Raw genomic sequence first — 21,952 nt, 5'->3', positions numbered from 1 at the left:
ACGAGATCGCCATCGAGTCCGGTTCTTGTCGGTAGGGTCCGATAGCCTCTCCACATCAATCGTTCGAGGGGCTAGGGGGCAGCAATGACATCCATCCACATCGACCGCCGCGTCACCAGACTCGAAACGCGGGTCACCGACATCGAGGACACGCACAGCGAGTCGCTGTACAAGCTCACGTGTGGCGATGCCCGCGGCCGGATCGAGACCGGTCGGCTGATCGACTGGACCGACAGCGCGAGTCGCGCTTTCACGCTGATCATGGAACGGCTGGGGATCGCGCCGATCGAGTTCCCGCCGGCGGCCCGCGCCACCGAGGCCGAGATCGACGCGGCGCTCGAAGCGGGGCTGTGAGCGTTCGGTCAGATCTGTCCGGCGCCTAGGTCATCCGGGCCGAAGGCGTCCGGCAGCAAGGCACTCAGCGGGACGGGTCCGTCCTTGTGATCGACCAGCAGGTCGGGCCCGCCGTGTTCATAGAGGAGTTGGCGGCAGCGTCCGCAGGGCATCAGGATTTCGCCGCGGGAATCGGTGACCGAGATGGCCACCAAGCGTCCGCCACCATCCGAATGCAAGTTACCGACGAGTACACATTCGGCGCACAGGCCCAAACCGTATGAGACATTTTCCACATTGCACCCGCGCACAATTCGGCCGTCGGCGCTGAGAGCTGCCGCGCCGACCGGAAACCGCGAGTACGGCGCATAGGCATTGCGCATAACTTGAATCGCGTTGTCGTGCAGGGATTTCCAGTCGATTTGCGACATCGGGAACCTCTTCTGGAACAAGCCGAAACTGGCCGCGCGGGACCCTCGAAGGAACCCTTCACGTATCAAGAAAGGTAAACCTAACCCGCCAGACTGTAGCGCAACGCACGGCACGCCGAATTAGTTCCGGCAAACCTAGAGGATTAGAGTCCAGAACAGATCGGTTCAGGTTCCCGGCAGCGGGCCGCAGCGCAGCCACCTGGGCATTTGCGCCCAACGCAGCCGGCCTCGGATCAATGAACCGGGTCCATCAACGACGTTGGAGGCACCGCACTCTATGACCACGATAGAAGCTCCGGCCCAGCCGAAGCGGAAGACGCTGTACCGAGGCGACCCCGGGATGTGGTCCTGGGCGCTGCACCGGATCACCGGTGTCACCATTTTCTTCTTCCTCTTCGTGCACGTCTTGGACACCGCACTGGTCCGGGTCAGCCCGGACACCTACAACCGGGCGATCGAGACCTACAAGAGCCCCATCGTCGCGCTGATGGAAATGGGCCTGGTCGTCTGCGTGCTTTTCCACGCGCTCAACGGCGTCCGGGTCATCCTGGTCGACTTCTGGGCCAAGGGCCCGAAGTACCAGCGCCTGATGCTCTGGATCATTCTCGCGATCTGGTTCCTGCTGGCCGTTCCCGCGATCGGGCGCCAGTTCTTCTACCTGTTCACGGAGCACTGAGATGACCGCACCTGTCCTCGGTAAGTCCTACGACCGGCCCGCGAGCCTGGACAACCCGCGCTCGCCGCGCCTGCGCGCGAACAGCAACTTCGAGAAGTACGCGTGGCTGTTCATGCGCGCCTCCGGCCTGCTGCTGATCGTGCTGGTCCTCGGCCACATGTCGATCATGCTGCTGCTCGACGGCGGCGTGAAGCGGCTCAACTTCGGCTTCGTGGCCGGCCGCTGGGCCAGCCCGTTCTGGCAGCTGTGGGACCTGAGCATGCTCTGGCTGGCTCAGCTGCACGGCGGCAACGGCCTGCGCACGGTCATCGCGGACTACTCCCGCAAGGACTCGACCCGGTTCTGGCTGAACACGCTGCTGGCCATCTCGATGATCCTGATCCTGGCCGTCGGCACCTACGTCATTTTCACCTTCGACCCCAACATCAGTTAGGAACAGGTCAACTCGATGAGTGACTCGCGGATTCAGGAGCATCGCTACGATGTCGTGATCGTCGGCGCCGGTGGCGCCGGCATGCGCGCGGCGATCGAGGCCGGGCCCCGGGCGCGTACCGCCGTGCTGACCAAGCTGTACCCGACCCGCAGCCACACCGGCGCGGCGCAGGGTGGCATGTGCGCCGCGCTGGCGAACGTCGAAGAAGACAACTGGGAATGGCACACCTTCGACACCGTCAAGGGTGGCGACTACCTGGTCGACCAGGATGCCGCGGAGATCATGGCCAAGGAGGCCATCGACGCGGTGATGGACCTGGAGAAGATGGGCCTGCCGTTCAACCGGACGCCCGAGGGCAAGATCGACCAGCGCCGCTTCGGCGGGCACACCCGCGACCACGGCAAGGCGCCGGTGCGCCGCGCGTGTTACGCCGCCGACCGCACCGGTCACATGATCCTGCAGACGCTGTACCAGAACTGCGTCAAGCACGACGTGGAGTTCTACAACGAGTTCTACGTGCTCGACCTGGTGATGACCGAGACCGACCGCGGCCAGGTCGCGACCGGCGTGGTCGCCTATGAGCTGGCCACCGGCGACATCCACGTCTTCCACGCGAAGTCGATCGTGTTCGCCACCGGTGGCTCGGGCCGGATGTACAAGACCACCTCGAACGCGCACACGCTGACCGGCGACGGCATGGCGATCGTGTTCCGCAAGGGTCTGCCGCTGGAGGACATGGAGTTCCACCAGTTCCATCCGACAGGCCTGGCCGGGCTCGGCATCCTGATCTCGGAGGCCGTCCGCGGTGAGGGCGGCATCCTGCGCAACGCCAGCGGCGAGCGGTTCATGGAGCGTTACGCGCCGACCATCAAGGACCTCGCGCCGCGGGACATCGTCGCCCGCTCGATGGTGCTCGAGGTGCTGGAGGGCCGCGGCGCCGGGCCGAACAAGGACTACGTCTACATCGACGTGACCCACCTCGGCGCGGACGTGCTCGAGGAGAAGCTGCCCGACATCACCGAATTCGCCCGCACCTACCTCGGTGTCGACCCGGTGACCGAGCTGGTCCCGGTCATGCCGACCTGTCACTACGTGATGGGCGGCATCCCCACCAAAATTCGCGGCGAGGTGCTGCGCAACAACACCGACGTGGTGCCCGGTCTCTACGCGGCCGGCGAATGCGCGTGCGTCTCGGTGCACGGCTCCAACCGCCTCGGCACCAACTCGCTACTGGACATCAACGTGTTCGGCCGCCGCGCCGGCATCGCCGCCGCCGAGTACGCGCACCGCACCGAGTTCGTGGAGATGCCGGAGAACCCGGCGCGGATGGTGCAGGACTGGCTGGCGCTGATCCTGTCCGACCACGGCAACGAGCGAGTCGCCGACATCCGCACCGAGCTGCAGTACACGATGGACATGAATGCCGCCGTGTTCCGCACCGAGGACACCCTGAAGCAAGCCCTCACCGATATCCACGTGCTCAAGGAGCGCTACAGCCGGATCACGGTGCAGGACAAGGGCAAGCGCTACAACAGCGACCTGCTCGAGGCCGTCGAGCTCGGCTTCCTGCTCGAGCTGGCCGAGGTCACCGTCGTCGGGGCGCTCAACCGCAAGGAATCGCGCGGCGGCCACGCCCGCGAGGACTACCCGGACCGCGACGACGTGAACTTCATGCGGCACACGATGGCCTACAAGGAGAGCCCGGATCTCATCTCGGATATCCGCCTCGACTTCAAGCCGGTGGTGCAGACCCGTTACGAGCCGATGGAGCGTAAGTACTGATGACTGCTGTACTCGAGACACCCCCGGCCAAGCCGGCGCCGATCCCCGAGGGCTCGGTCATGGTCACGGTCAAGGTCGCCCGGTTCAACCCGGAGGACGACAAGGGCGCGCACTGGGAGTCGTTCCAGGTGCCGGTCCTGACCACGGACCGTTTCCTCAACGTGCTCATCTACATCAAGTCCTACCTGGACGGCACGCTCACCTTCCGGCGCTCCTGTGCGCACGGGGTGTGTGGTTCCGACGCCATGCGGATCAACGGGGTGAACCGGCTGGCCTGCAAGGTGCTGATGAAGGACATGCTGCCCAAGGGCGACAAGTCCCTCACGATCACCGTCGAGCCGATCCGCGGCCTGCCCGTGGAGAAGGACCTCGTGGTGAACATGGAGCCGTTCTTCGACGCGTTCCGCGCGGTGAAGCCCTACCTGATGACCTCGGGTAACGAGCCGACCCGCGAGCGCATCCAGAGCCAGGCCGACCGGGCCCGCTTCGACGACACCACCAAGTGCATCCTGTGCGCCTGCTGCACCACCTCCTGCCCCGTGTACTGGAGCGACGGCAGCTACTTCGGCCCGGCCGCGATCGTGAACGCGCACCGCTTCATCTTCGACAGCCGCGACGAAGGCGCCCGCGAGCGTCTCGACATCCTCAACGACGTCGAGGGCGTCTGGCGCTGCCGCACCACCTTCAACTGCACCGACGCCTGCCCCCGCGGCATCGAAGTCACCAAGGCCATCCAAGAAGTCAAGCGCGCCCTGCTCTTCGCCCGCTGACCTCCCCGGCCCACCGAAGGCCGCCTCCATCGAAAGATGCAGGCGGCCTTCGCCGTTCGCGGGGTATCGCGCCGCGCTAGTTGTCGTAGGAGGCTACGCCGACTGGGCCGGCGCCTAGGCAGAGGGTGAGTTCTGGTGTGCGGGAGGCGATTCGGAGGGTGGAGCCGCTGCCTACTATGCGGACGAAGACTGTGGCGAGGCCCTTGTGGACGGGGACGATGACGGATTTGCCGTGTTCCATGGCGACGGACAGGTGGCCGTCGGTGCTGGCCAGGTAGTTGAGTTGGGCGGTCCATTCGTGGTCGAGCATGGGGCCGTCGAGGGGGATCAGGAGTGGGTCGCGAGCTTGGATTCGGTAGCCGCAGTTGAGGTCTGGGCCGGGGAGGATGCGGCGGTTCCACCAGACCTGGGCTTCGACGATGGCGCCGGTGTCGGTGATCATGCGCAGGTGCGGGGTCGAGTCGGCGAAGGTGCCCGGTGGCGCGATCGGGGCGAGCACCTGGGGGGTCAGGTTTTGCGGGTAGGCCAGGGGGTTCAGGACGTCCCAGGGGACCTCCTGCTCCAGTAGTGGCGCGCCGTCCCAATGCGCGAGGGCCGGTTTCACGTTCGCGAGATAGGTTTTGGTCGGGCTCGGGCTCCAGGAGCGGACGAAGGTGTACGTGGAGCACAGGCTGCTCACGACGAACAGCGCCAGCACCGGTATCGCCGCACGACGACCGAACAGCGGACTCGTCTTTCGTGGGCTCGCCCGCAGGATCAACGCACCCACCACGGACAACGTCACGCCGAGGTCGGCGAAGTAGCGCAGCGACTGCATGAGTTCGGCCGCGGTATTCGGACCGCCGCGCACCAGCGCCACCGGCAGCTGCATTACCAGCACGTAGGCGACCGCGAGCACCCAGACCGGCCACACTCGCCGCCGCGCGTAAATCGACAGTGCCACAACGGAAATCAGCAGAATCCAGGCGACGACCACCGCCGCGCCGGGCGGGTCGGCCCACGGCGCGGCAGGCAACCATCGCTCCCACCGCCACGGCCCACCGGCCAGCGCGGGCACCACACCGAGCGAGGTCGCGTTGGGCAGCCAGTCCCGCATGCCCTGCGGATTGTTGTGCACGCCGGCGAAACCGACCACCGCGAGATACGCCGCCAGCCAGCAGAGCAGCACCAGCCCCGACCCCACCCACAACCGCACACCACGCCGCGCCACCACACGAACGGCGGATTCCCGCCCGTCGACATAGTGCGCAAGCACCGCGACGGCGAACGCGACGAACGGGATGATCACCGATTTCTCGAAGAACAACAGCGCCACCGCGAGCATGACCGTCCCGGACAGCACATACCGCTGCCGTCCGGTGCGCACCAGAAGCAGCGCGTCACCGATCACCCAGGCGAGCGCGAATTGCAAGGGCAGCGCGTTCAACGCGGCCGACCACCAGGCGAACGCCGGCAACGTCACCGGCGAGAACAGAAAGAATGTCAGCGGAATGAGCAGCGCCCACCGGTCGCCGAGCAGCACGCGCAACATGCGCAGCACCGAAAACGACACCGCGAGCTGCCCCACCAGCAACGAGACCGCGGGCACCGCCCAGACCAGCGGCGCCGTTTTCGTCGTCACCCAGGCGATGGCGAAGGCGAGCGGCATGAAATGCCCGTCGTGATCGTGCAACAGCAGATCCGCGGAGAACAGCGGATATCTGCCGGCGCGGCCGACCAGGATCAGATCGTCCCAATAGAAATATCCGCTGCCCGCCACCCAGCCGCGCAGCGCCAGTTGCAGCATGATCAAGCAGGCCGCCGCGACGACAACCGGCGACAAGCCGAGCCGGCGTCGGACGGAGACCGCATCCGGCCGCAGAGTAGGCACGGCCGTCGACGGTGCGATCGCAGCGGTGTCCATGCCGAGCCACCCTAGTGGCGACCCCGCTACGCCCAGGTGCGACGCCGCACCCGAACGGTCAGGCCGCGTACCCGGTCGCCTTCTCCACTTCGACCCGAACCGCGACCCGAACCTGGCCTTCGGCGGGCAGGGCGTGATCCTTGCCGTCGTACTTCCACGACAGTCGGTGGCCCACCTCGAGATCGACATCGTGGACGATCGTCGCCTTGCCACGCAACTCGACGTAGCTCTCGCCGTCGGCGGAGTCGATCACGGTCACGCTGACGCGCGGGTCGCGCACCATGTTCCGGTGCTTGAGCCGGCCTTCCAGGGTGGAGAACAGCAGGTCGTCACCGTCCCTGAGTACCCACATCGCGGAGGTCTGCGGGCTGCCGTCGGCGTTGATCGTGGCGAGCACCGCGTAGTTCTTGGCGTCGAGCAGGGCGATGGTGGCTTGGCTGAGCGTGATTCCCATGCGGTGGACAGTAGTGGGCACGCCGGAAAACCGGCCGACAGATTAGCGATAGCCAATTGCCATCAATACCGGAGCGTTGCCGGTAAGTTGATCTTGGACGTGCTCTCCCGGTTGCCGCACACATCGTCGGCCGCGCCACGACAACCCGTCGCGCGTGGCTCGAGAGGAAGGCGCTAACCCCATGTACGTGTTCCGAACGGCCCTCGCCGCGACCGTGCTGACCTGCCCCGCACTGATCGCCGCGGCCGCGACGGCATCGGCGCCGACCAGCGCCGCGCCACACCACAATTGCGCGACGGCACAGGTGACCTCGGCCGTCGTCGCCACGAACGCCCGCGGTCAGGCCGGTCCGCACCGCACCGTGCTCAACACGTTGCTCTACCCGGGCCTCGTCGATACCGCGGGCCCGCTCGGCATGAGCGGCGCGGCCTTCGGCCTCGGCCTGGCCGGACTGATCGGCACCGGCAGCGCACTGCTGGGCACCGGCAGCGTCGCCGCCGCGCCCTGGGCGGCGTTCCTCGGTAGCGGCAGCGCGGCGGCCGGAACCGGCAGCGCCGCACTCGCGCCGCTCGGCGTGGTCCTGGGTGCGGGTGCCGCGTTCCTCGGCACCGGTAGCGCCGCGGCCGGAGCCTCGGGCAGCGTCGCCACCGGCGGCCTCGGCACACCATTGGCGATGCTCGGTGCGGGTAGCGCCGCCGCGGGTACCGGCAGCGCGAGCCTCGCCGGCGCGGGTGCGGCCGCCGCCCCCTTCGCCGCGATGGCCGGCACCGGCAGCGCGATGCTCGGCTCGGGCAGCGTCGCCGCGGTCCCCTTCGGTGTCGCGCTCGGTGCCGGGGTCGCCGCCGGAATAGCAACCGGCAGTGCGGGAATGGCATCACTGAGCGCGGCGTCACCGGTCGCTGGCGAGGAAACCACTCGCGCCGGTACCGCCAAGGCAGACAGCACCAGCACCGAGAACAGCACCACGAAGGGCAAAGGCACGAACAGTGAGTCGGCCGATCCCGGGTACCACCCGCTGAAGCTGGGACCACCGACCCGCTGATCAATGACACGAATCCGGCTCACTTCGAGGCGGTGCGCGTCCACCGCGAAGGACACCGCATGGCGACCCCGGTCAGGATCGGCTCGACGGAACCGATCCCACGCCCGTCGATGTCGGCGATCACGCCGCTTCGGGGAACACCCGCAGCGCCCTCGCGAGCGCATCTCCCACACACCCGCAGCGCCCTGGCGAGCGCGTCGCCAACCGCAGCATCCCGTGCACCTCGATCGGCACGGCCTCAGCCCGGAACTGTTTCGCCCTCAACGGGACATGACCGTGCCACTCCTCGCGAATTGCCTCAGCCATGTCCCGCCGGACGCGGATCTACAGCGCCGCGCGAACTTTCGCGGCGAACTCGTAACCACGCTGCCAGTCGACGCCCGTCGGCAGGGTAACAACCCGCGAAACACCTTGTGCCGCATAAGCGGACACCTGCGCGGCAGCCTCGCCGACGTCCGACGACAAACCGACCGCCAGAACCGTGACCGAGAGCGGCGCACGTTCACGCTGCGCGGCGAACTCTTGAAGTTCCGCGATGTCCTTGGCCAGCTGCTCCGGATCGGCCTGGATGGTGATCCATCCGTCGGCATAGGTGGCCGCCCGACGCCGAGCACGAGTGCTGTTGCCCCCGACCAGCATCGGCGGCATCGCCGAACCAGGAGCGAGCGTCACCGCGAGTCCGTCCGGCAGCGTGGTCGGCTGTCCGGTGACGAGACCGGGCAGCACCCGCAATGCCTCGTCGGTGCGCCGACCCCGACCCTCGAACGAGGCACCGGCCGCGCGCCATCCGATGTCGCCGTGCGCCGGATTCCCGGTCCCGACCCCGACGATGAGCCGATTCCCGGACAGGGTTTGCAGCGTGCTGATCTGCTTCGCCGCCCAGGCGACCGGACGCAGGGCCAGCAATAACACGTTGTAGCCGATGCCGATCCGGTCGGTCACCGCGGCGGCGGTGGCCAGCGTGACGGTGCTGTCCAGCATCGGCGCGCTCGCGATCAGGTGATCGGTGGACCAGATCGAATCGAGCCCGAGCTCTTCGGCGAATCGGGCGCTGGCCCGCACATCGCCCAGGATCGGCTGCGCGGGATCGGGGGTCGAGGTCGGCAGGATAACGCCTATCTCCATGGTCATTTCGGTCCAATCACTCGCTATCGGCTGCTCGACAGCAACGCTACGGCCCGATTGCGAGCGTTCCAATCTCCTGTTCGCTCACGCTGATGTCGCAAACGCTCACCGCGGAGGCGCACGCGCAGACCGCCGGTTCCGGATCGCCTGCCGATATACCCTGACGTATGGGTCTGTCTCGTCGGCAATTGCTGAGATTCGGTGGCGCCGGTTCCGCTGCCGTGCTGGCGGGGGCGGCCACGGCGAGCAGCGGGCAGTTCCGGGTGCCGCGCTGGTCCGACGATCCGTTCAGCCTCGGGGTCGCGTCCGGCGACCCGACCGCGGACGGGGTGGTGCTGTGGACGCGGCTGGCACCGGACCCGTTCGCGCCGGATGGCTTCGGCGGCATGCCATTACGCCCGGTTACCGTGGAATACGAAGTCGCACATGACGAGAACTTCCGACAGGTGGTGACCCGCGGGTCGGCGGTCGCGACGCGGGAACTGGCGCACAGCGTGCACCCGGAGGTCAGCGGGCTGGACCCGGATCGCTGGTATTTCTATCGATTCCGGGCCGGATCGGTTCTGTCGCCGGTCGGCCGGACGCACACGGCTCCGCTACCCGGACAGCCCACCGCGCGAATGCGGTTCGCGTTCGCCTCCTGTCAATCGTGGAGTTCCGGCTACTACACCGCCTACCAGCACATGAGCGCCGAGGACCTCGATCTCGTCGTGCACCTCGGGGACTACATCTACGAACGCAGCTGGACGCAAGGCCGCGCGGGCGTGGTGGAGGAGCCCCAGTTCCATGCCGAAGCCGTCGACCTCGCCGGCTATCGGCTTCGCTACGCACAGGCCAAGGCCGAACGGCCGCTGCAGGACGCGCACGCCGCCTTTCCCTGGCTGGTCACCATGGACGATCACGAGATCGACAACAACTGGGCGGGCGACTCCCCCGGGCTCGGATTCGACATCTACCGCATTCCCGCGCTCTTCCGCCGCCGCAAAGCCGCCGCCTTCCAGGCGATGTACGAACACCAGCCGCTGCGCATCGCGCAACTGCCGTCCGGGCCGAGCATTCACCTGCACCGCCGCTACGCCTTCGGCGACCTGGCCGAGATCACCATGCTCGACACCAGGCAGTACCGCGACAAGCAGGCCTGCGGCGACGGCAACACGGTCATCGACTGCACCGCCCGGCTCGATCCCGCTCGCACGATATTGGGTGCAAGACAACGCGATTGGCTGATCGACGGCTTCGCCAACTCCCCCGCCCGCTGGCAGATCGTCGGCAACCAGGTGTCGATGGGCCAGTCCGACCAGGACGCGGGCCCGGTCCTCGCCGTCGGCACCGACTCCTGGGACGGCTACGTCGCCGACCGCAACGCCGTGCTCGGCGCGGCCGCCGACCGCGACGTGCCCAACCTCGTCGTGATCACCGGCGACCGCCACCAGAACCTCGCCGGCGACCTGCGCCGCGACTTCGCCGACCCCGAGTCACCAGTCGTGGCAGCGGAATTCATCGGCACCTCGATCTCCAGCGCGGGCGACGGCGCCGACACCACCGCGTCCGGCCGCAATCTGCTCGCCGCCAACCCCGACCTCAAATTCTTCAACGCCCAACGCGGCTACGTCCGCGTCGAACTAGACCACACTTTGATGCGCAACGACTTCCGCGTCGTCCCCTACATCCGCCGCCCCGGCGCCCCCATCCACACCCGAGCCAGTTTCGTTGTCCAGGAAGGAATCCCGGGCACCACGCCGGTCACCCAACCCGACAAACCAGCAGACCCGAGCGCCACCGCCGGTCCGGCCGACAGCGGCCCGCGCTAGCCGACCTTCGAAAGCCGAAGACAGCCAACGCCATTACGTCTCAAGACAGCACCGGCTCCGCCGCCAACCCACGGTCGGCGGACTGCCTGAACCCTTTGACGACCAAATACACCGCAAGGCTGACCTCCCAAGCGAACACCGGCAGCGCGGCGACGGACCCCCACGCCGAAAGTTGGTCATAGACACCGAACAGCACGGCGGTCGCCGACACACAAATAATCGGGCCGCCGATCAACCCGAGAACCGCGATCGACCTGGGCACCAGCCGGGACCGGTACATCAGCACGGCCAGCAACAGACTGTTCCCGCCGAGGATGAAGTTCGGTCCGAGCAGAAACGTCCAATCATGCACAGCGACAAGTGATCTCCCGACCGCAATCAGTGCCGGATCCGCTAGGCCCGCCCGGTCGCCACGCAACGTGACGACCGACAGAACACTGACAATGCCGACCGCGATGACCGCGCCCTCGAGCAACCGGCCGCAGAGATAGCCGAGCGCCAGGCTCTTGCCGTGCCGTTCCAGCACCGGATACAGCGTGGTCGCCGTACCGATAACGGCGACAACGAGAACCAACTCGAAGAGCCCGCCGGTCAGCACCCGGCCATCGGACCCCGCGCCGACGATGTAGTCGGCGTCGCGCAACACCGGCCGATACAGCGCGAGGCCCACCATCGCGGCGACCTCCGTCACCAGGAAGAGCACGCCCGCGACCACCGCAGTCGTTCGCATCGAGTTCATGATGTCTCCTCATCGCACTGAGGTGTACGACGTACACCTCATGTGCCGGGAACCCTAGGGCGTACGCTGTACACCCGTCAAGAGGGAGGGATCAATGGCCAACCGGGACAACACCGCGCCCCGCACCCCGCTGAACCGGGATCGGGTGCTGCGCGCCGCGATCGCGCTGGCCGACGACGCCGGCCTCGACTCGCTCAGCATGCGCAACCTGGCCCAGCGGCTCGGCGTCGTGCCGATGGCGCTCTACAAGCACGTCGCGAACAAGGACGAGTTGCTCGACGGCATGGTCGATGTGCTCGTCGCCGAGATCGAGCCGCCCGACGCCGGCCTCGACTGGAAGCCCGCGGTCCGGCGGCGCATCCTGGCGGCGCGGCGAACGCTCCAGCGGCATGCGTGGGCCGCCCGGGTGATCGAATCCCGTCCGCTCCCCACACCGGCCGTGCTGGCCTACGCGGATTCGATGATCGGGATGTTCCGCGTCGGCGGGCTGTCGGTCGACCTCACCCACCATGTGATGCACGCACTCGGCAGCCGCATGCTCGGCTTCACCCAGGAGCTGTTCGACAGCTCGCCGGGCCCGGACCCGCAATCGGCTGCGCCGCACGACATGTCGGCCAGGTACCCGCACATCGTGGAGATCGCGACCAGGGCCGTGCACGACGAGCACTCCGTCGTCGGATCGGGTTGCGACGATCAATTCGAGTTCGAATTCTCGCTCGACCTGCTCCTCGACGGCATCGAACGACTGTGGCGACAGGGGTGGAGTTCCACCGCTCCCGCGCACGCCCCGGCGGCCGCCGCCGAACACTGACGCCGCCGCCGAGGACCGCGCCGGGTCAATAGTGGCTGGTGCTGGCCGGTGCGCTGGACCAGGCCTCGCCCGCGATCACCACGTGGTCGAGGAAGCGCAGGCCGACGGTGCGGGCGGCCTCGGCGAGCAGGGTGGTGGCGCGGCGGTCGTCCAGGCTCGGAGTCGGATCGCCGGAGGGGTGGTTGTGCACGACGGCGAACGCGCGACCGTCGTTGCGCAGCACGGTATTCAGGATTTCGCGGATCGGGACCGCGACCTGATCGACCGCGCCCTCGGCGACGAACACCTTGCGCCGCAACTGATTCTGCGCGTCGCACACCAGCACCAGCAGCCGCTCGACCCGGGCGCCGGTGAACAGCGGCCTGGCCGCGGCGGCGACATCCGACGCGGCGCCGAGGCGCACAGGGGTGCCGGTGTCGCCGCGGGCCCGGGAACCGAGGTGGAACGCGGCGATCAGCGCCGCCGCCTTCGCCACCCCGACGCCGGACCGGCGGGACAGCTCCTCGGGCCGGGCCGCCGCCAATCCGGCCAGCCCGCCGTGTTCGACGAGTAGCTCCACCGCGAGGTCGAGCGCGCTGGCGCCGGGCCTGCCGTGCCGTAACAGCAAGGCCAGCAATTCGACATCGCTGAGCGCTTGCGGACCGAGCGCGAGCAGCCGCTCGCGCGGCCGTTGCTCGACGGGTACATCGATCAGCGAAACCGGCATCGTTCCACCCCTTGGTCACGGCGACAGTGTCACGGAGTGTGCCAGGCCCTACCGACATGTTGCCCGCGGCCGCGGGGCCGCCCGAGTTGTCCGATCCTGCCGATTGCGAATCGGCGCGGGTCGGGCACACTGAGAGCGTCGATCGAGTACAGGGGCAGCTGAATGTTCAAACCGCGCAAGGCAACCGCGGCACCCAGGCGCGTCGCTCTGCTACCCGCGGTGTTCGCCGCGGTCACGCTGCTGATGACGGCGTGCACCAGCGACAAGGACGCCGTGGCGCCGCCGGTCCCGACCCTCGATCGCTACTACCAGCAAACCCTGGCCTGGGGTGCGTGCTCGGACTATCCGGGCGGTGAGGAGCTCGGCGCGGCCGGCATCGAATGCGCGCGGGTGACGGTGCCGATCGACTACGCGAGACCCGACGGCGACACCGCCCGGATCGCCATCTCCCGGCTGCGCGCCACCGGCACCAGGGTCGCGTCGATGCTGACCAACCCCGGCGGCCCCGGCGCGCCGGGGCTGAGTTTGCCACGGGCGCTGGCGAAGTCGCCGGTGACCGAGCATCTGGACGTGATCGGGATGGACGTGCGCGGGCTCGGCGCCTCGACCCCGCGGGTCAGCTGCCGCTCGGCCGCCGAGTACGCGACAGGTCAGCGGGTGCTCGGCCGGACCGACCCGCTCGCCGAGATCGACCAGATCGAGGAGGAGAACGAGGACTACGCCAACTCGTGCGCGCGCCGCACCGGGCTGACGCTGCTCGGGCACGTCGGCACGGTCGACGTCGCCCGCGACATGGACGTGGTCCGGGCCGTGCTCGGTGAGCAGAAGCTGACCTACTTCGGCGGGTCCTACGGCACCCGCCTCGGCTCGACCTATGCCGAGCTGTTTCCGGAGCGGGTGCGCGCGATGGTCCTAGACGCGCCGGTCGACCCGACCACGAACATCGGCGACGAGGTGATCACCGCCGCCGGTTTCCAGCAGGCCTTCGACGCCTACGCCGCCGACTGCGCGAAAGCGCCGGACTGCCCGCTCGGCACCGATCCGAAGAAGGCGAACGAGAACTACCGCGCGCTGGTCAACCCGCTGATCCAGCGCCCGGTTCACGGGCTCGACTACGGCACCGTCACCACCGCGACCATCGCCTCGCTCTACCATCCCTCGTCCTGGCCGGACCTGACCAAGGGTCTGACCGACCTGGCCAAGGGCCGCAGCGAAGCGCTGCTCGGCGACGCGGGCGCCTACCAGGACGCCTCCTCCGACGACGTGCACCGCGCGGTGCTCTGCCTAGAGGAGATCCGGGTGACCGACCGGGCGGTGGCGGCCGATATCGTCCGCCGATCCCGTACCGCCGCACCGGCTTTCGACGACGGTGTCGGCGACGCAGACACCAAGGCCCCGCTGGATGCCTGCGCGTTCTGGCCGGTCCCGCCGACCGCGCAACCGCACGTGCCCAAGGTGACCGGACTGCCGAAGATCGTGATCGTGGCGGCGACCGGGGATCCGGCGACGCCGTATCCCGGTGGCGTCACCCTCGCCAAAACCCTTGGCGCGGCGTTGATCACCTACGAGGGCACCCAGCACGGCGCGGCGTTCGAGGGCATCGCCTGCGTCGACGAACCCGTGCTGAAGTATCTGATCGATCTGACCCCGCCGGCCGACGGCCTGCGGTGCGCGAAGTCGTGAGCCGCTGAGCTACCCGTCGACGACTACGACCTCCGGCGCGGGTAACGCGAACAACGAGTTGGCGGCCAGCTTTTCGAGATGGCGCAGCTGACGCTCGTGCACGACGATCCGGCGCAGTGCCTCGTTGATCGTGGCATTGCTCGTCGAGGTGCCCATCACGGCGGCCGCGGCGGCGAGCAACTTCTGGTCGAGATCGATCCGCACGGATTTCATGCGTCCTCCTAAGTACATTCGCCATTTTGCGCCATCGCGCTCGCTCATGTCCGGCAAATCGGGACAGAGTCGGCGAATTCACGGCAGCGGTCGGCGGGCGCTGGTCAGCTCGTCGCCGGAATCCGTCGTCGGATGCCGGTAATTGCACAGCAAAGGACGGTCAGCTAGACAGTTTGCCAAGCTGCGAGGGCTTTTGTTGTCGACAGGCTCGAGCGGTGCTTGCATCGACGTATGTTCACCGAAGCGCAGCTGTACTCACCGGTGACCCGGTCCGGCGACGGCGATGTGACCGTCCACCTCAGCGACGAGCACCCCGGCGTGCACGACGCGGACTACCGGGCCCGTCGCAATGCCATCGCCGCGCTCGCGCTCGATTACGCACCGGGCAAACCCGTCCCGCAGATCGACTACACCGCCGAGGAGCAGCAGGTCTGGCGGATCGCCTCGGCCGAGCTGGCGCGCAAGCACCAGACCTACGCCTGCGCCGAGGTGCTGGAGGCCGCGACCCGGCTCGCCCTGCCCGAGGACCATATTCCGCAGTTGAACGAGGTGTCGGCGGCGCTGGTCCCGCTGAGCGGATTCCGCTACGCCCCGGCCGCCGGGCTGGTGCCGCTGCGCCAGTTCTTCGGCTCGTTCGCCGACCGTACTTTCCACTCCACCCAGTACATTCGGCATCACTCGGCGCCGCTCTACACCCCCGAGCCGGATGCCATCCACGAGATCATCGGCCATGCCAACCAGATCGCCAGCCCCCGCTTCGCCGCCATCTACGAGGCGGTCGGCGCGGCGGTCGGCCGGCTGGAGACCGAACCGGCGCTGAAGTTCCTCGCGAATGTCTTCTGGTTCTCGATGGAGTTCGGCGTGGTCCGGGAGGCGGGCGAAGCCCGTTGTTACGGTGCGGGATTGCTGTCCTCCTACGGTGAGATCGAGGAGTTCCGCACGGCCGATCTGCGCCCGCTCGACGTCGCCGCGATGGGCACCGCGGTCTACGACATCACCCACTACCAGCCGATCCTGTACTGCGCCGAGTCGGTCGCGGAGATCGAGGACGTGGTCGGCGGCTTCTTCGCCGCCATGGACGACGAGACGCCGGACCGGCTGCGGCATTCGAGTGCGGCCGGGGCGCAGTAGCTTTCGCCGGCGAGCAGGACGGTCAGTCCGGCTCGCCGGCCCGTTCCCGGCCGAGCGGCAACCCGGCTTCCAGCAGGTCCAGCATCCGGCCGATGTTTTCGGGATTCATCGGCGTGATTCGCGCGACGGCCAGACCCGCGCCGGTCAACGCGCCGGCGAGTACCCGGATATCGAAATCGCGGGCGGCGCCGCCGATTCGTTCGGCCATCATGGTGGCGACCATCTCGATGTTGCGTTCCATCTCCCGGCCGATGGCCGAACGCAGCTCGGGCACGTGATAGACCAGCGCCTGTCGTTCCTGCTCGAAGGCCAGCGCCTGCGCGGGCAGATTGGCGAAAACCTCCGTGATCGCGTTGCGGAACGCGGTCAGCGGCGCGAGGTCGAGCGGCTGTGCCCGGACCGCCTCGATCAGCAACGGGTCCATGTCGTCGGCGAGCACCAGCTGTTCCTTGGTCGGGAAGTAGCGGAAGAAGGTGCTCGGCGACACGTCGGCGGCGTCCGCGATCTGCTCGACCGTGGTGTCGCTGTATCCCTGCTCGCGGAACAGCCGGAACGCTTCTTCGCGAATCGTCCGGCGGGTCCGCTCCTTCTTCCGCTCGCGCAGGCCGTGCACAGCAGGCTCTTCTCCGGACAGCTCAACCGACATAGGTCGATTCTGGCGCATCGGCGGACCGGGCGGTGCCACCGGCGATATCCGTCACCTGCTCGACGGGTCGCCGCGCTCGAACGATGACGGCGGCGGCCGCCGCGGCCAGCGCGCACAGGCCCGCGCAGACCCAGAGCATCGCGGCCATGCCTCCGACGAACGCGCTCTGCACCTGATGCAGCACCGCCGAATCGCCGAGCTGGTGCGCCGTCGCGACGCCCGCGTTCACCCCGTCGGAGATCGGATCGCGGTTCAGCGAGCCGAGGTCCGACCGGTACCGGGTGGCCAGCACCGTGCCGAGAATCGCGACGCCGATGGTGCCGCCGGCTTGGCGCAGCGCCTGGATCAACGCCGAACCCGAACCCGCACGCTCCGCGGTGAGCTCGCCCATCGCCAGGCCCATCGCCGTCGGCATCGCCAGGCCCATGCCGGCACCGAGCAGGGTCGTCCACAGCGCGGTGAAGCCGTAGCCGCTGTCCACGCTGGTCAGCGCGCCCAGTCCGAGGGCACCGGCCAGCATCGTGAAGCCGAGCGCGAGCAGCCATCGGGTGCCCAGCCTCGGCAGGATCTTGTCGCCCACCCTGCTGCCGACGATCAGCCCGCCGATCAGCGGCAGCAGCCGCAGACCGCTGCCCAGCGCGTCCACCCCGAGCACCGCCTGGAAGTACTGCGGCACGGTGAAGAACATGCCGAACATGGCGAAGTTGACCACGATGGAAAGCCCGGTGCCCCAGCGGAATCCGGCGTTCTCGAACAGCCCGAGATCGATCAGCGGATGTGCCGACCTGCGCTGCCAGAGCACGAACCCGCCGAGCAGCAGCACACCGGCGACGACGGTGGCCCAGGCCGACAGATCGCCCCAGCCGAGGTCGCCGATCCGGATGAAGCCGTAGGTGAGACCGAGCATGCCCGCGGCCGAGAGCAGCACACCGGGGACGTCGACGCGAAGTTGGTTCGCACTGCGCGATTCCGGCACCAGCGCGAAGACCGCCAGCGCACCGATGATCACCATCGGCACATTGATCAGGAAGACCGAGCCCCACCAGAAGTTCCGCAGCAGCCAGCCGCCGAGGATCGGGCCCAGCGGCAGACCGAGCGCCGTCGAGGTCACCCAGATGGTCAGCGCGCGTTGACGTTGCGCGGGCTCGGGGAACAGCGACGGCAGCACCGACATGGACAACGGCATCATCGCCGCGGCCCCGACGCCGAGCACCACCCGCGCGGCGATGAGCTGGCCGGACGAAGTGGCAAACGCACAGGCCAGCGATGCCGCGCCGAAGATCAGCAACGCGCCGAGCAGGAACTTCTTGCGGCCGTAGCGGTCGCCGAGCGCACCCGCGGGCAGCATCAGCGCCGCCAGCGCGAGCGTGTACGCGCCGGTGAACCATTGCAGCGCAGCGGTATTCGCGTGCAGATCGACGGCGAGCGTGGGCAGCGCCACGGTCAGCACCGTGGTGTCGAGCCCGATGGTCAGCATGGCCAGCGCCAGCGCGCCGAGCGCCAGCCAGCGCCGAGTCGCGTCTGTTTTCATGACCCCTCCGAAAATGATAGAAGCTACTTTTTGATAGTAGCTCTCATTTAGTAGCTTCTGTCAATACCCCGCTCCGGCGTGCATTCGGCCGACCCGCCGTGAAATCGCTAGGCTCGCGAACGATGAAGATCCGGGACTCGCGCCGCCGCGCCACACTCCGCCTCGGTTCCGCGCTGGCCGCCCTGGCGGTGATCGCGGGGACGGCCGTTCCGGCGCTCGCCGCGCCGGCGCCGAGCACACCGACGACGCCGTTCACCACCCCCAATACCGACGGCTGCCCGCAGAAGACGCGGCCGCCCGCGCCGATCGACGAATCCGAGGTGCCCGCGCCCGGCGAGCCGACGCCGACCGCGCTGCCCATCCCTACGCCGCCGGTCGGCGGGGGCCGGCTCGGCGAGTGCGGCGCGGTGCTGCCCAAGGGCGCACCCCCTGCGCCGCAAGACATTTCGGCGACCGCCTGGCAGCTGTCGGATCTGGACACCGGTGAGGTGCTCGCGGCCAAGGACCCGCACGGCCGCTATCGGCCGGCCAGCACCATCAAGGTGCTGCTCGCCACGATCGCGCTGCGCACCCTGGACCTGAACAAGACGGTCATCGGCACCGAGGACGACGCGAACGCCGACGGCACCCGGGTCGGCATCGGCCCCGGCGGCCGCTACACCAACCGCCAGCTCATGCAGGGCCTGATCATGGCCTCCGGCAACGACGCGGCGCACGCCATCGCCACCCAGCTCGGCGGCGAGGCGGCCACCGTCGCGAAGATGAACGAACTCGCGAAGTCGTTGGGCGCCTTGGACACTCGCACCGCCAGCCCGTCCGGCCTGGACGGGCCGGGCATGAGCACCTCGGCCTACGACCTGTCCGTGCTGTTCCGCGAGGCCATGACCATTCCGCTGTTCGCCGAATTCATCCACACCGAACAGATCGACTTCCCCGGCTATCCCGCGAACCCGAAGATCGAGGGTGACAAAGACCACCCCGGCTTCCCCATCGGCAACGACAACCACCTGCTCTACGACTACGACGGCGCCATCGGCGGCAAGACCGGTTTCACCGACGACGCCAGGCAGACCTTCGTCGCCGCCGCCGAACGCGACGGGCGCCGCCTGTCGGTCACCCTGCTCAAGGCCGACGTCCGGCCGTTGCGCCCGTCCGATCAGGCGGCCCGGCTGCTCGACTACGGCTTCGCCCTCCCCCGCGGCGCCGCCGTCGGGAAACTCCCCGAGCCCGATCGCAAGCAATCGAAAACCGGTGCGGCCCTTGCCTCCCCGCCGCCCAAGGAGCAGGACTCGCGTCCGCTGGCGGAGGACGGGCACGGCGACAACCGCACCGTCTGGATCGTCGGCGGGGTCATCCTGGTGCTCGCGCTGTTGCTCGGCGCGCGGCGGATGAACCGGCGGCGGTAGTACCGGATCCTCCCGAACCCCGCACCGTGCAATGTTCGCGGCGAGGGAACCGTTTCGCGCGGCGCTGCGTCTATGGCTTGTGTAGGCGATTTCCGTCGACCGGGTGCGGTCGCTGTGGGCGAAGGGGTGCGTTGACTTGGCTGGAATTCTCGGCGTGGACATCGAGGTGCTCGGCAAGACCGTCCAATCGCTGCGCGGCGCCGAACAGGTGCTCAACGACGCGATGCAGGCGATGACCAAGGACGGTCACGGCGATATCGGCACCAAGGTGCTCAACGACGCGGCCGACAGTTTCCAACGGCGCTGGCATTTCGGGATCGAGCGGATCGGCGAATCGGCCAAGGTCACCGCGGAGGGCGTGAGCAAGTGCCACGACGCCTACCGGGACGTCGACACCGCCATCGCCGCGGCGCTCGACCAGGTCGCCGGTGTCATCGACGGAAAGCCGCAGGCCGAGGCATGAGCGACAACCCGTACCCCAACCTCGGTTTCAACCCGGTCCCCGGCGCCCCCACCGACGTGGCCGGCCTGCGCGGGCAGATCAACACCTCGGCCGACGCGGTCCGCGAAACCAACGACCTGCTCACCCGCCTGCGCAACAGCAACGACAACGTGTGGAAGGGCGACGCGGGCGACGCGTTCCGCGCCAACTTCGACGCCACCCTCGCCCAAGACCTCGGCTACGCGCAGAAGTCCCTCGAACGCGCCGTCAGCCTGCTCGACGGCTGGCACACCGATCTCGTCGGTTACCAGGAAACCGCCAAGGGGCTGGAGGCCGAGGCCGCCGACGCCAAAGGCCAACACACCCAAGCCGTCGCCACTCTGCACACCGCCAAGGCCAACCCGGACCTCGCGCTGGCGAACGTGATGTTCACCGACCAGAGCGAACTACAGGCCGCACAATCCCGCCTCGATGCCGCCACCGCCCAAGTCCGTTCGGCAAGCACCGCGGTCGACAACTGGCAAGGAAAAATCGACTCCATCCTCCAGCGCGCCCGCGACCTGGAAACCCAGCACGACAGCACAGCCCGCCGCACCGCCACCGAATTGGATGCCGCCGCAAAGGATTTCGCCCCGAGCCCGCCGGACAAGAGCATCTGGGATCGTATCGCCGACGCGGTGCAAGGTGTCGGGAAGTGGATCGAAGAGCACCGGCAGCAAATCCACGACATCCTGTCGGGCATATCCGCCGTCACCGGGCTCCTCGCACTCGTGACGCCGCCGCCCGCCGACGCGATCTTCGCCGGCATCGCGCTGGTGAGCGGTCTCGGCGCATTGGCGACGGACGCCTTGGATCCGGAGGTGCGCAGCGCGTTCAGCGATGTGCTGCACGGCGACTTCAACAGCGATGCGCTGAAGAAGATCGGCAGCACGGTGGTCGTCGACTCGCTCGGCGTCATTCCCGGCGTCGGCGGGGCATACAAGGGCGCCCAGGCGTTGCGCGAGGTCGGCGAATTCGGCCCGGCCGTGCGGGCTTTCGCGGAGGGAGCGCAGTCACCCACGATTTCGTCCAAGGCGCTCAACTGGATTCCCCGGCCCGGCGAGGCCACCGTGCTGTTGCAGGACTTCGGTGCCGCGAGCAAGTTGGCGCCGGGCACCGCGCTGGCCGGTATCGAACTGTTCTCCCGGTCGGCGAAGGCCGGGCTGGGCCTGGAGAAGATAGGGAGCGTGTTCGGCAACCATGAGTAACACGACCCTGGATATGTGGATTCCCGACGGGTATTCGGAAATGCCGCTCTCCGGCATCGACGAACGCATCAGCGTGGTCCGAGACCTGGTCGATGAAATGCCGCCCTCCCCGGTGACCGCGATGGCGCACGCGGTACTGCCCGCCGCGTCCACGCTGCTCACCGAACTGGCCGAGCGGGACGCGCGATACTGCGGCATCGGACGCCACGCGTCGTCGGCCGGCGACGTCGTCACCTCGTGCCTCACGGTGTGTGTCTACGAAACCGATGGCGCGCAGACCAACCCGCGACTGGCGCTGACCAACCTGGTCGAGTCGCGGATCGAGGCCGGCGACGACCTCGGCGCGACCGAACTCATGGACGTCGACGGCAGGCCGATGTTGTTCTCCGAGCGGATAACCGAGCTGCCGACGCCGGAGATTCCCGGGCGGCCATACCTGAATGATGCGACGGCGACATACCAACTCGAGGCGGTCGTACCGTCTGCGGACGGGTCCGCGATCGCGGCGGTCGAGATGTCCACCGCTTACGTCGATCATGGGCCCGAATTCCGGAAGATGATCGTGGATATGGCGCGGTCCATTGTCTTTCGGCCGAGCAGCCGGCCGCCTGGCCGCTCGTCGTCGCTCGACCTGTGA

Annotated in this window: 23 protein-coding genes; 14 read left to right on the top strand and 9 right to left on the bottom strand. The window is 68.1% G+C overall.

The features are described from left to right. Window positions 1-84 precede the first annotated feature (84 nt). Complete coding sequence (locus AB0M22_RS40100; RefSeq protein WP_364738094.1) at window positions 85-354, top strand: hypothetical protein; 270 nt, start codon at window positions 85-87, stop codon at window positions 352-354. 8 nt (window positions 355-362) lie between these two features. On the opposite strand, the gene AB0M22_RS40095 is transcribed toward AB0M22_RS40100, so the two are convergent. Then, window positions 363-764 (bottom strand): cytidine deaminase, encoded by a 402-nt coding sequence (locus tag AB0M22_RS40095; protein WP_150404277.1) that lies wholly within the window; start codon window positions 762-764, stop codon window positions 363-365. A gap of 277 nt (window positions 765-1,041) precedes the next feature. On the opposite strand from AB0M22_RS40095, the gene sdhC reads away from it, so the two are divergent. Genes sdhC through AB0M22_RS40075 form a run of 4 tightly spaced genes read left to right on the top strand, consistent with a single transcriptional unit; the run spans window position 1,042 to window position 4,425 of the window. Continuing rightward, entirely contained in the window at window positions 1,042-1,440 is a 399-nt protein-coding gene (gene sdhC / locus AB0M22_RS40090; RefSeq protein WP_364738092.1) for a succinate dehydrogenase, cytochrome b556 subunit, read from the top strand. A 1-nt stretch (window position 1,441) separates the two neighbouring features. Beyond that, on the top strand, window positions 1,442-1,873 hold the full coding sequence (locus AB0M22_RS40085; RefSeq protein ID WP_364738089.1) for a succinate dehydrogenase hydrophobic membrane anchor subunit: 432 nt from the start codon (window positions 1,442-1,444) through the stop codon (window positions 1,871-1,873). Window positions 1,874-1,888: 15 nt separating this feature from the next. Then, on the top strand, window positions 1,889-3,655 hold the full coding sequence (gene sdhA, locus AB0M22_RS40080; RefSeq protein ID WP_364738087.1) for a succinate dehydrogenase flavoprotein subunit: 1,767 nt from the start codon (window positions 1,889-1,891) through the stop codon (window positions 3,653-3,655). Continuing rightward, window positions 3,655-4,425: a succinate dehydrogenase iron-sulfur subunit gene (locus AB0M22_RS40075; protein WP_364738085.1), complete on the top strand. Its 771-nt coding sequence runs from the start codon at window positions 3,655-3,657 to the stop codon at window positions 4,423-4,425. Before sdhA ends, AB0M22_RS40075 begins: the two co-directional genes overlap by 1 nt. Window positions 4,426-4,501: 76 nt before the next feature. On the opposite strand, the gene AB0M22_RS40070 is transcribed toward AB0M22_RS40075, so the two are convergent. Together AB0M22_RS40070 and AB0M22_RS40065 are read right to left on the bottom strand one after the other, a co-directional pair. Continuing rightward, window positions 4,502-6,328, bottom strand: a complete 1,827-nt coding sequence (locus AB0M22_RS40070; RefSeq protein ID WP_364738083.1) for a hypothetical protein — start codon at window positions 6,326-6,328, stop codon at window positions 4,502-4,504. A 58-nt stretch (window positions 6,329-6,386) separates the two neighbouring features. Beyond that, window positions 6,387-6,782, bottom strand: a complete 396-nt coding sequence (locus AB0M22_RS40065; RefSeq protein ID WP_364738082.1) for a PPOX class F420-dependent oxidoreductase — start codon at window positions 6,780-6,782, stop codon at window positions 6,387-6,389. A gap of 181 nt (window positions 6,783-6,963) precedes the next feature. On the opposite strand from AB0M22_RS40065, the gene AB0M22_RS40060 reads away from it, so the two are divergent. Then, entirely contained in the window at window positions 6,964-7,824 is an 861-nt protein-coding gene (locus AB0M22_RS40060) for a hypothetical protein (protein WP_364738081.1), read from the top strand. A gap of 324 nt (window positions 7,825-8,148) precedes the next feature. On the opposite strand, the gene AB0M22_RS40055 is transcribed toward AB0M22_RS40060, so the two are convergent. Continuing rightward, window positions 8,149-8,949, bottom strand: coding sequence for an LLM class flavin-dependent oxidoreductase (locus AB0M22_RS40055; RefSeq protein ID WP_364738079.1), 801 nt, complete (start codon window positions 8,947-8,949; stop codon window positions 8,149-8,151). 167 nt (window positions 8,950-9,116) lie between these two features. Between AB0M22_RS40055 and AB0M22_RS40050 the strand changes: the two genes are divergently transcribed. Then, on the top strand, window positions 9,117-10,760 hold the full coding sequence (locus AB0M22_RS40050; RefSeq protein ID WP_364738077.1) for an alkaline phosphatase D family protein: 1,644 nt from the start codon (window positions 9,117-9,119) through the stop codon (window positions 10,758-10,760). A gap of 40 nt (window positions 10,761-10,800) precedes the next feature. Here the strand turns inward: AB0M22_RS40050 and AB0M22_RS40045 are convergent, their stop codons facing one another. Continuing rightward, window positions 10,801-11,499 (bottom strand): DUF4386 domain-containing protein, encoded by a 699-nt coding sequence (locus AB0M22_RS40045; protein ID WP_364738075.1) that lies wholly within the window; start codon window positions 11,497-11,499, stop codon window positions 10,801-10,803. A 94-nt stretch (window positions 11,500-11,593) separates the two neighbouring features. Between AB0M22_RS40045 and AB0M22_RS40040 the strand changes: the two genes are divergently transcribed. Then, window positions 11,594-12,310, top strand: a complete 717-nt coding sequence (locus AB0M22_RS40040) for a TetR/AcrR family transcriptional regulator C-terminal domain-containing protein (protein ID WP_364738072.1) — start codon at window positions 11,594-11,596, stop codon at window positions 12,308-12,310. A 25-nt stretch (window positions 12,311-12,335) separates the two neighbouring features. Here the strand turns inward: AB0M22_RS40040 and radC are convergent, their stop codons facing one another. Beyond that, window positions 12,336-13,016: a DNA repair protein RadC gene (gene radC, locus AB0M22_RS40035; RefSeq protein WP_364738069.1), complete on the bottom strand. Its 681-nt coding sequence runs from the start codon at window positions 13,014-13,016 to the stop codon at window positions 12,336-12,338. Between the two features lie 162 nt (window positions 13,017-13,178). Here radC and AB0M22_RS40030 point away from each other — a divergent pair, with 162 nt between their 5' ends. Next, the gene (locus tag AB0M22_RS40030; protein ID WP_364738066.1) at window positions 13,179-14,699 is read left to right on the top strand and encodes an alpha/beta hydrolase; all 1,521 of its coding nucleotides are present in this window, start codon (window positions 13,179-13,181) and stop codon (window positions 14,697-14,699) included. 9 nt (window positions 14,700-14,708) lie between these two features. Here AB0M22_RS40030 and AB0M22_RS40025 read toward each other — a convergent pair whose 3' ends face one another. Continuing rightward, window positions 14,709-14,912 (bottom strand): type II toxin-antitoxin system VapB family antitoxin, encoded by a 204-nt coding sequence (locus tag AB0M22_RS40025; protein ID WP_150404267.1) that lies wholly within the window; start codon window positions 14,910-14,912, stop codon window positions 14,709-14,711. A 231-nt stretch (window positions 14,913-15,143) separates the two neighbouring features. Between AB0M22_RS40025 and AB0M22_RS40020 the strand changes: the two genes are divergently transcribed. After that, window positions 15,144-16,043, top strand: coding sequence for a phenylalanine 4-monooxygenase (locus AB0M22_RS40020; RefSeq protein ID WP_364738063.1), 900 nt, complete (start codon window positions 15,144-15,146; stop codon window positions 16,041-16,043). Between the two features lie 22 nt (window positions 16,044-16,065). Here the strand turns inward: AB0M22_RS40020 and AB0M22_RS40015 are convergent, their stop codons facing one another. Next, window positions 16,066-16,689 (bottom strand): TetR family transcriptional regulator, encoded by a 624-nt coding sequence (locus AB0M22_RS40015; RefSeq protein WP_364738060.1) that lies wholly within the window; start codon window positions 16,687-16,689, stop codon window positions 16,066-16,068. Continuing rightward, window positions 16,679-18,220 (bottom strand): MFS transporter, encoded by a 1,542-nt coding sequence (locus AB0M22_RS40010; protein ID WP_364738058.1) that lies wholly within the window; start codon window positions 18,218-18,220, stop codon window positions 16,679-16,681. The genes AB0M22_RS40015 and AB0M22_RS40010 overlap by 11 nt, the downstream gene beginning before the upstream one ends. A 122-nt stretch (window positions 18,221-18,342) precedes the next feature. Here AB0M22_RS40010 and AB0M22_RS40005 point away from each other — a divergent pair, with 122 nt between their 5' ends. From AB0M22_RS40005 to AB0M22_RS39990, 4 genes are all read left to right on the top strand, one after another. Then, complete coding sequence (locus AB0M22_RS40005; RefSeq protein WP_364738055.1) at window positions 18,343-19,626, top strand: D-alanyl-D-alanine carboxypeptidase family protein; 1,284 nt, start codon at window positions 18,343-18,345, stop codon at window positions 19,624-19,626. A gap of 136 nt (window positions 19,627-19,762) precedes the next feature. Continuing rightward, window positions 19,763-20,089, top strand: coding sequence for a hypothetical protein (locus tag AB0M22_RS40000; protein ID WP_364738053.1), 327 nt, complete (start codon window positions 19,763-19,765; stop codon window positions 20,087-20,089). Beyond that, window positions 20,086-21,315: a hypothetical protein gene (locus AB0M22_RS39995; protein WP_364738050.1), complete on the top strand. Its 1,230-nt coding sequence runs from the start codon at window positions 20,086-20,088 to the stop codon at window positions 21,313-21,315. Before AB0M22_RS40000 ends, AB0M22_RS39995 begins: the two co-directional genes overlap by 4 nt. Next, the gene (locus tag AB0M22_RS39990) at window positions 21,308-21,952 is read left to right on the top strand and encodes a hypothetical protein (RefSeq protein ID WP_364738048.1); all 645 of its coding nucleotides are present in this window, start codon (window positions 21,308-21,310) and stop codon (window positions 21,950-21,952) included. The genes AB0M22_RS39995 and AB0M22_RS39990 overlap by 8 nt, the downstream gene beginning before the upstream one ends.

The sequence above is a fragment of the Nocardia sp. NPDC051756 genome, from assembly GCF_040681495.1.
Classification (GTDB): domain Bacteria; phylum Actinomycetota; class Actinomycetes; order Mycobacteriales; family Mycobacteriaceae; genus Nocardia.
Note: the sequence above shows the minus strand (reverse complement) of the source record. Positions and strands in the feature narration are given on the sequence as shown.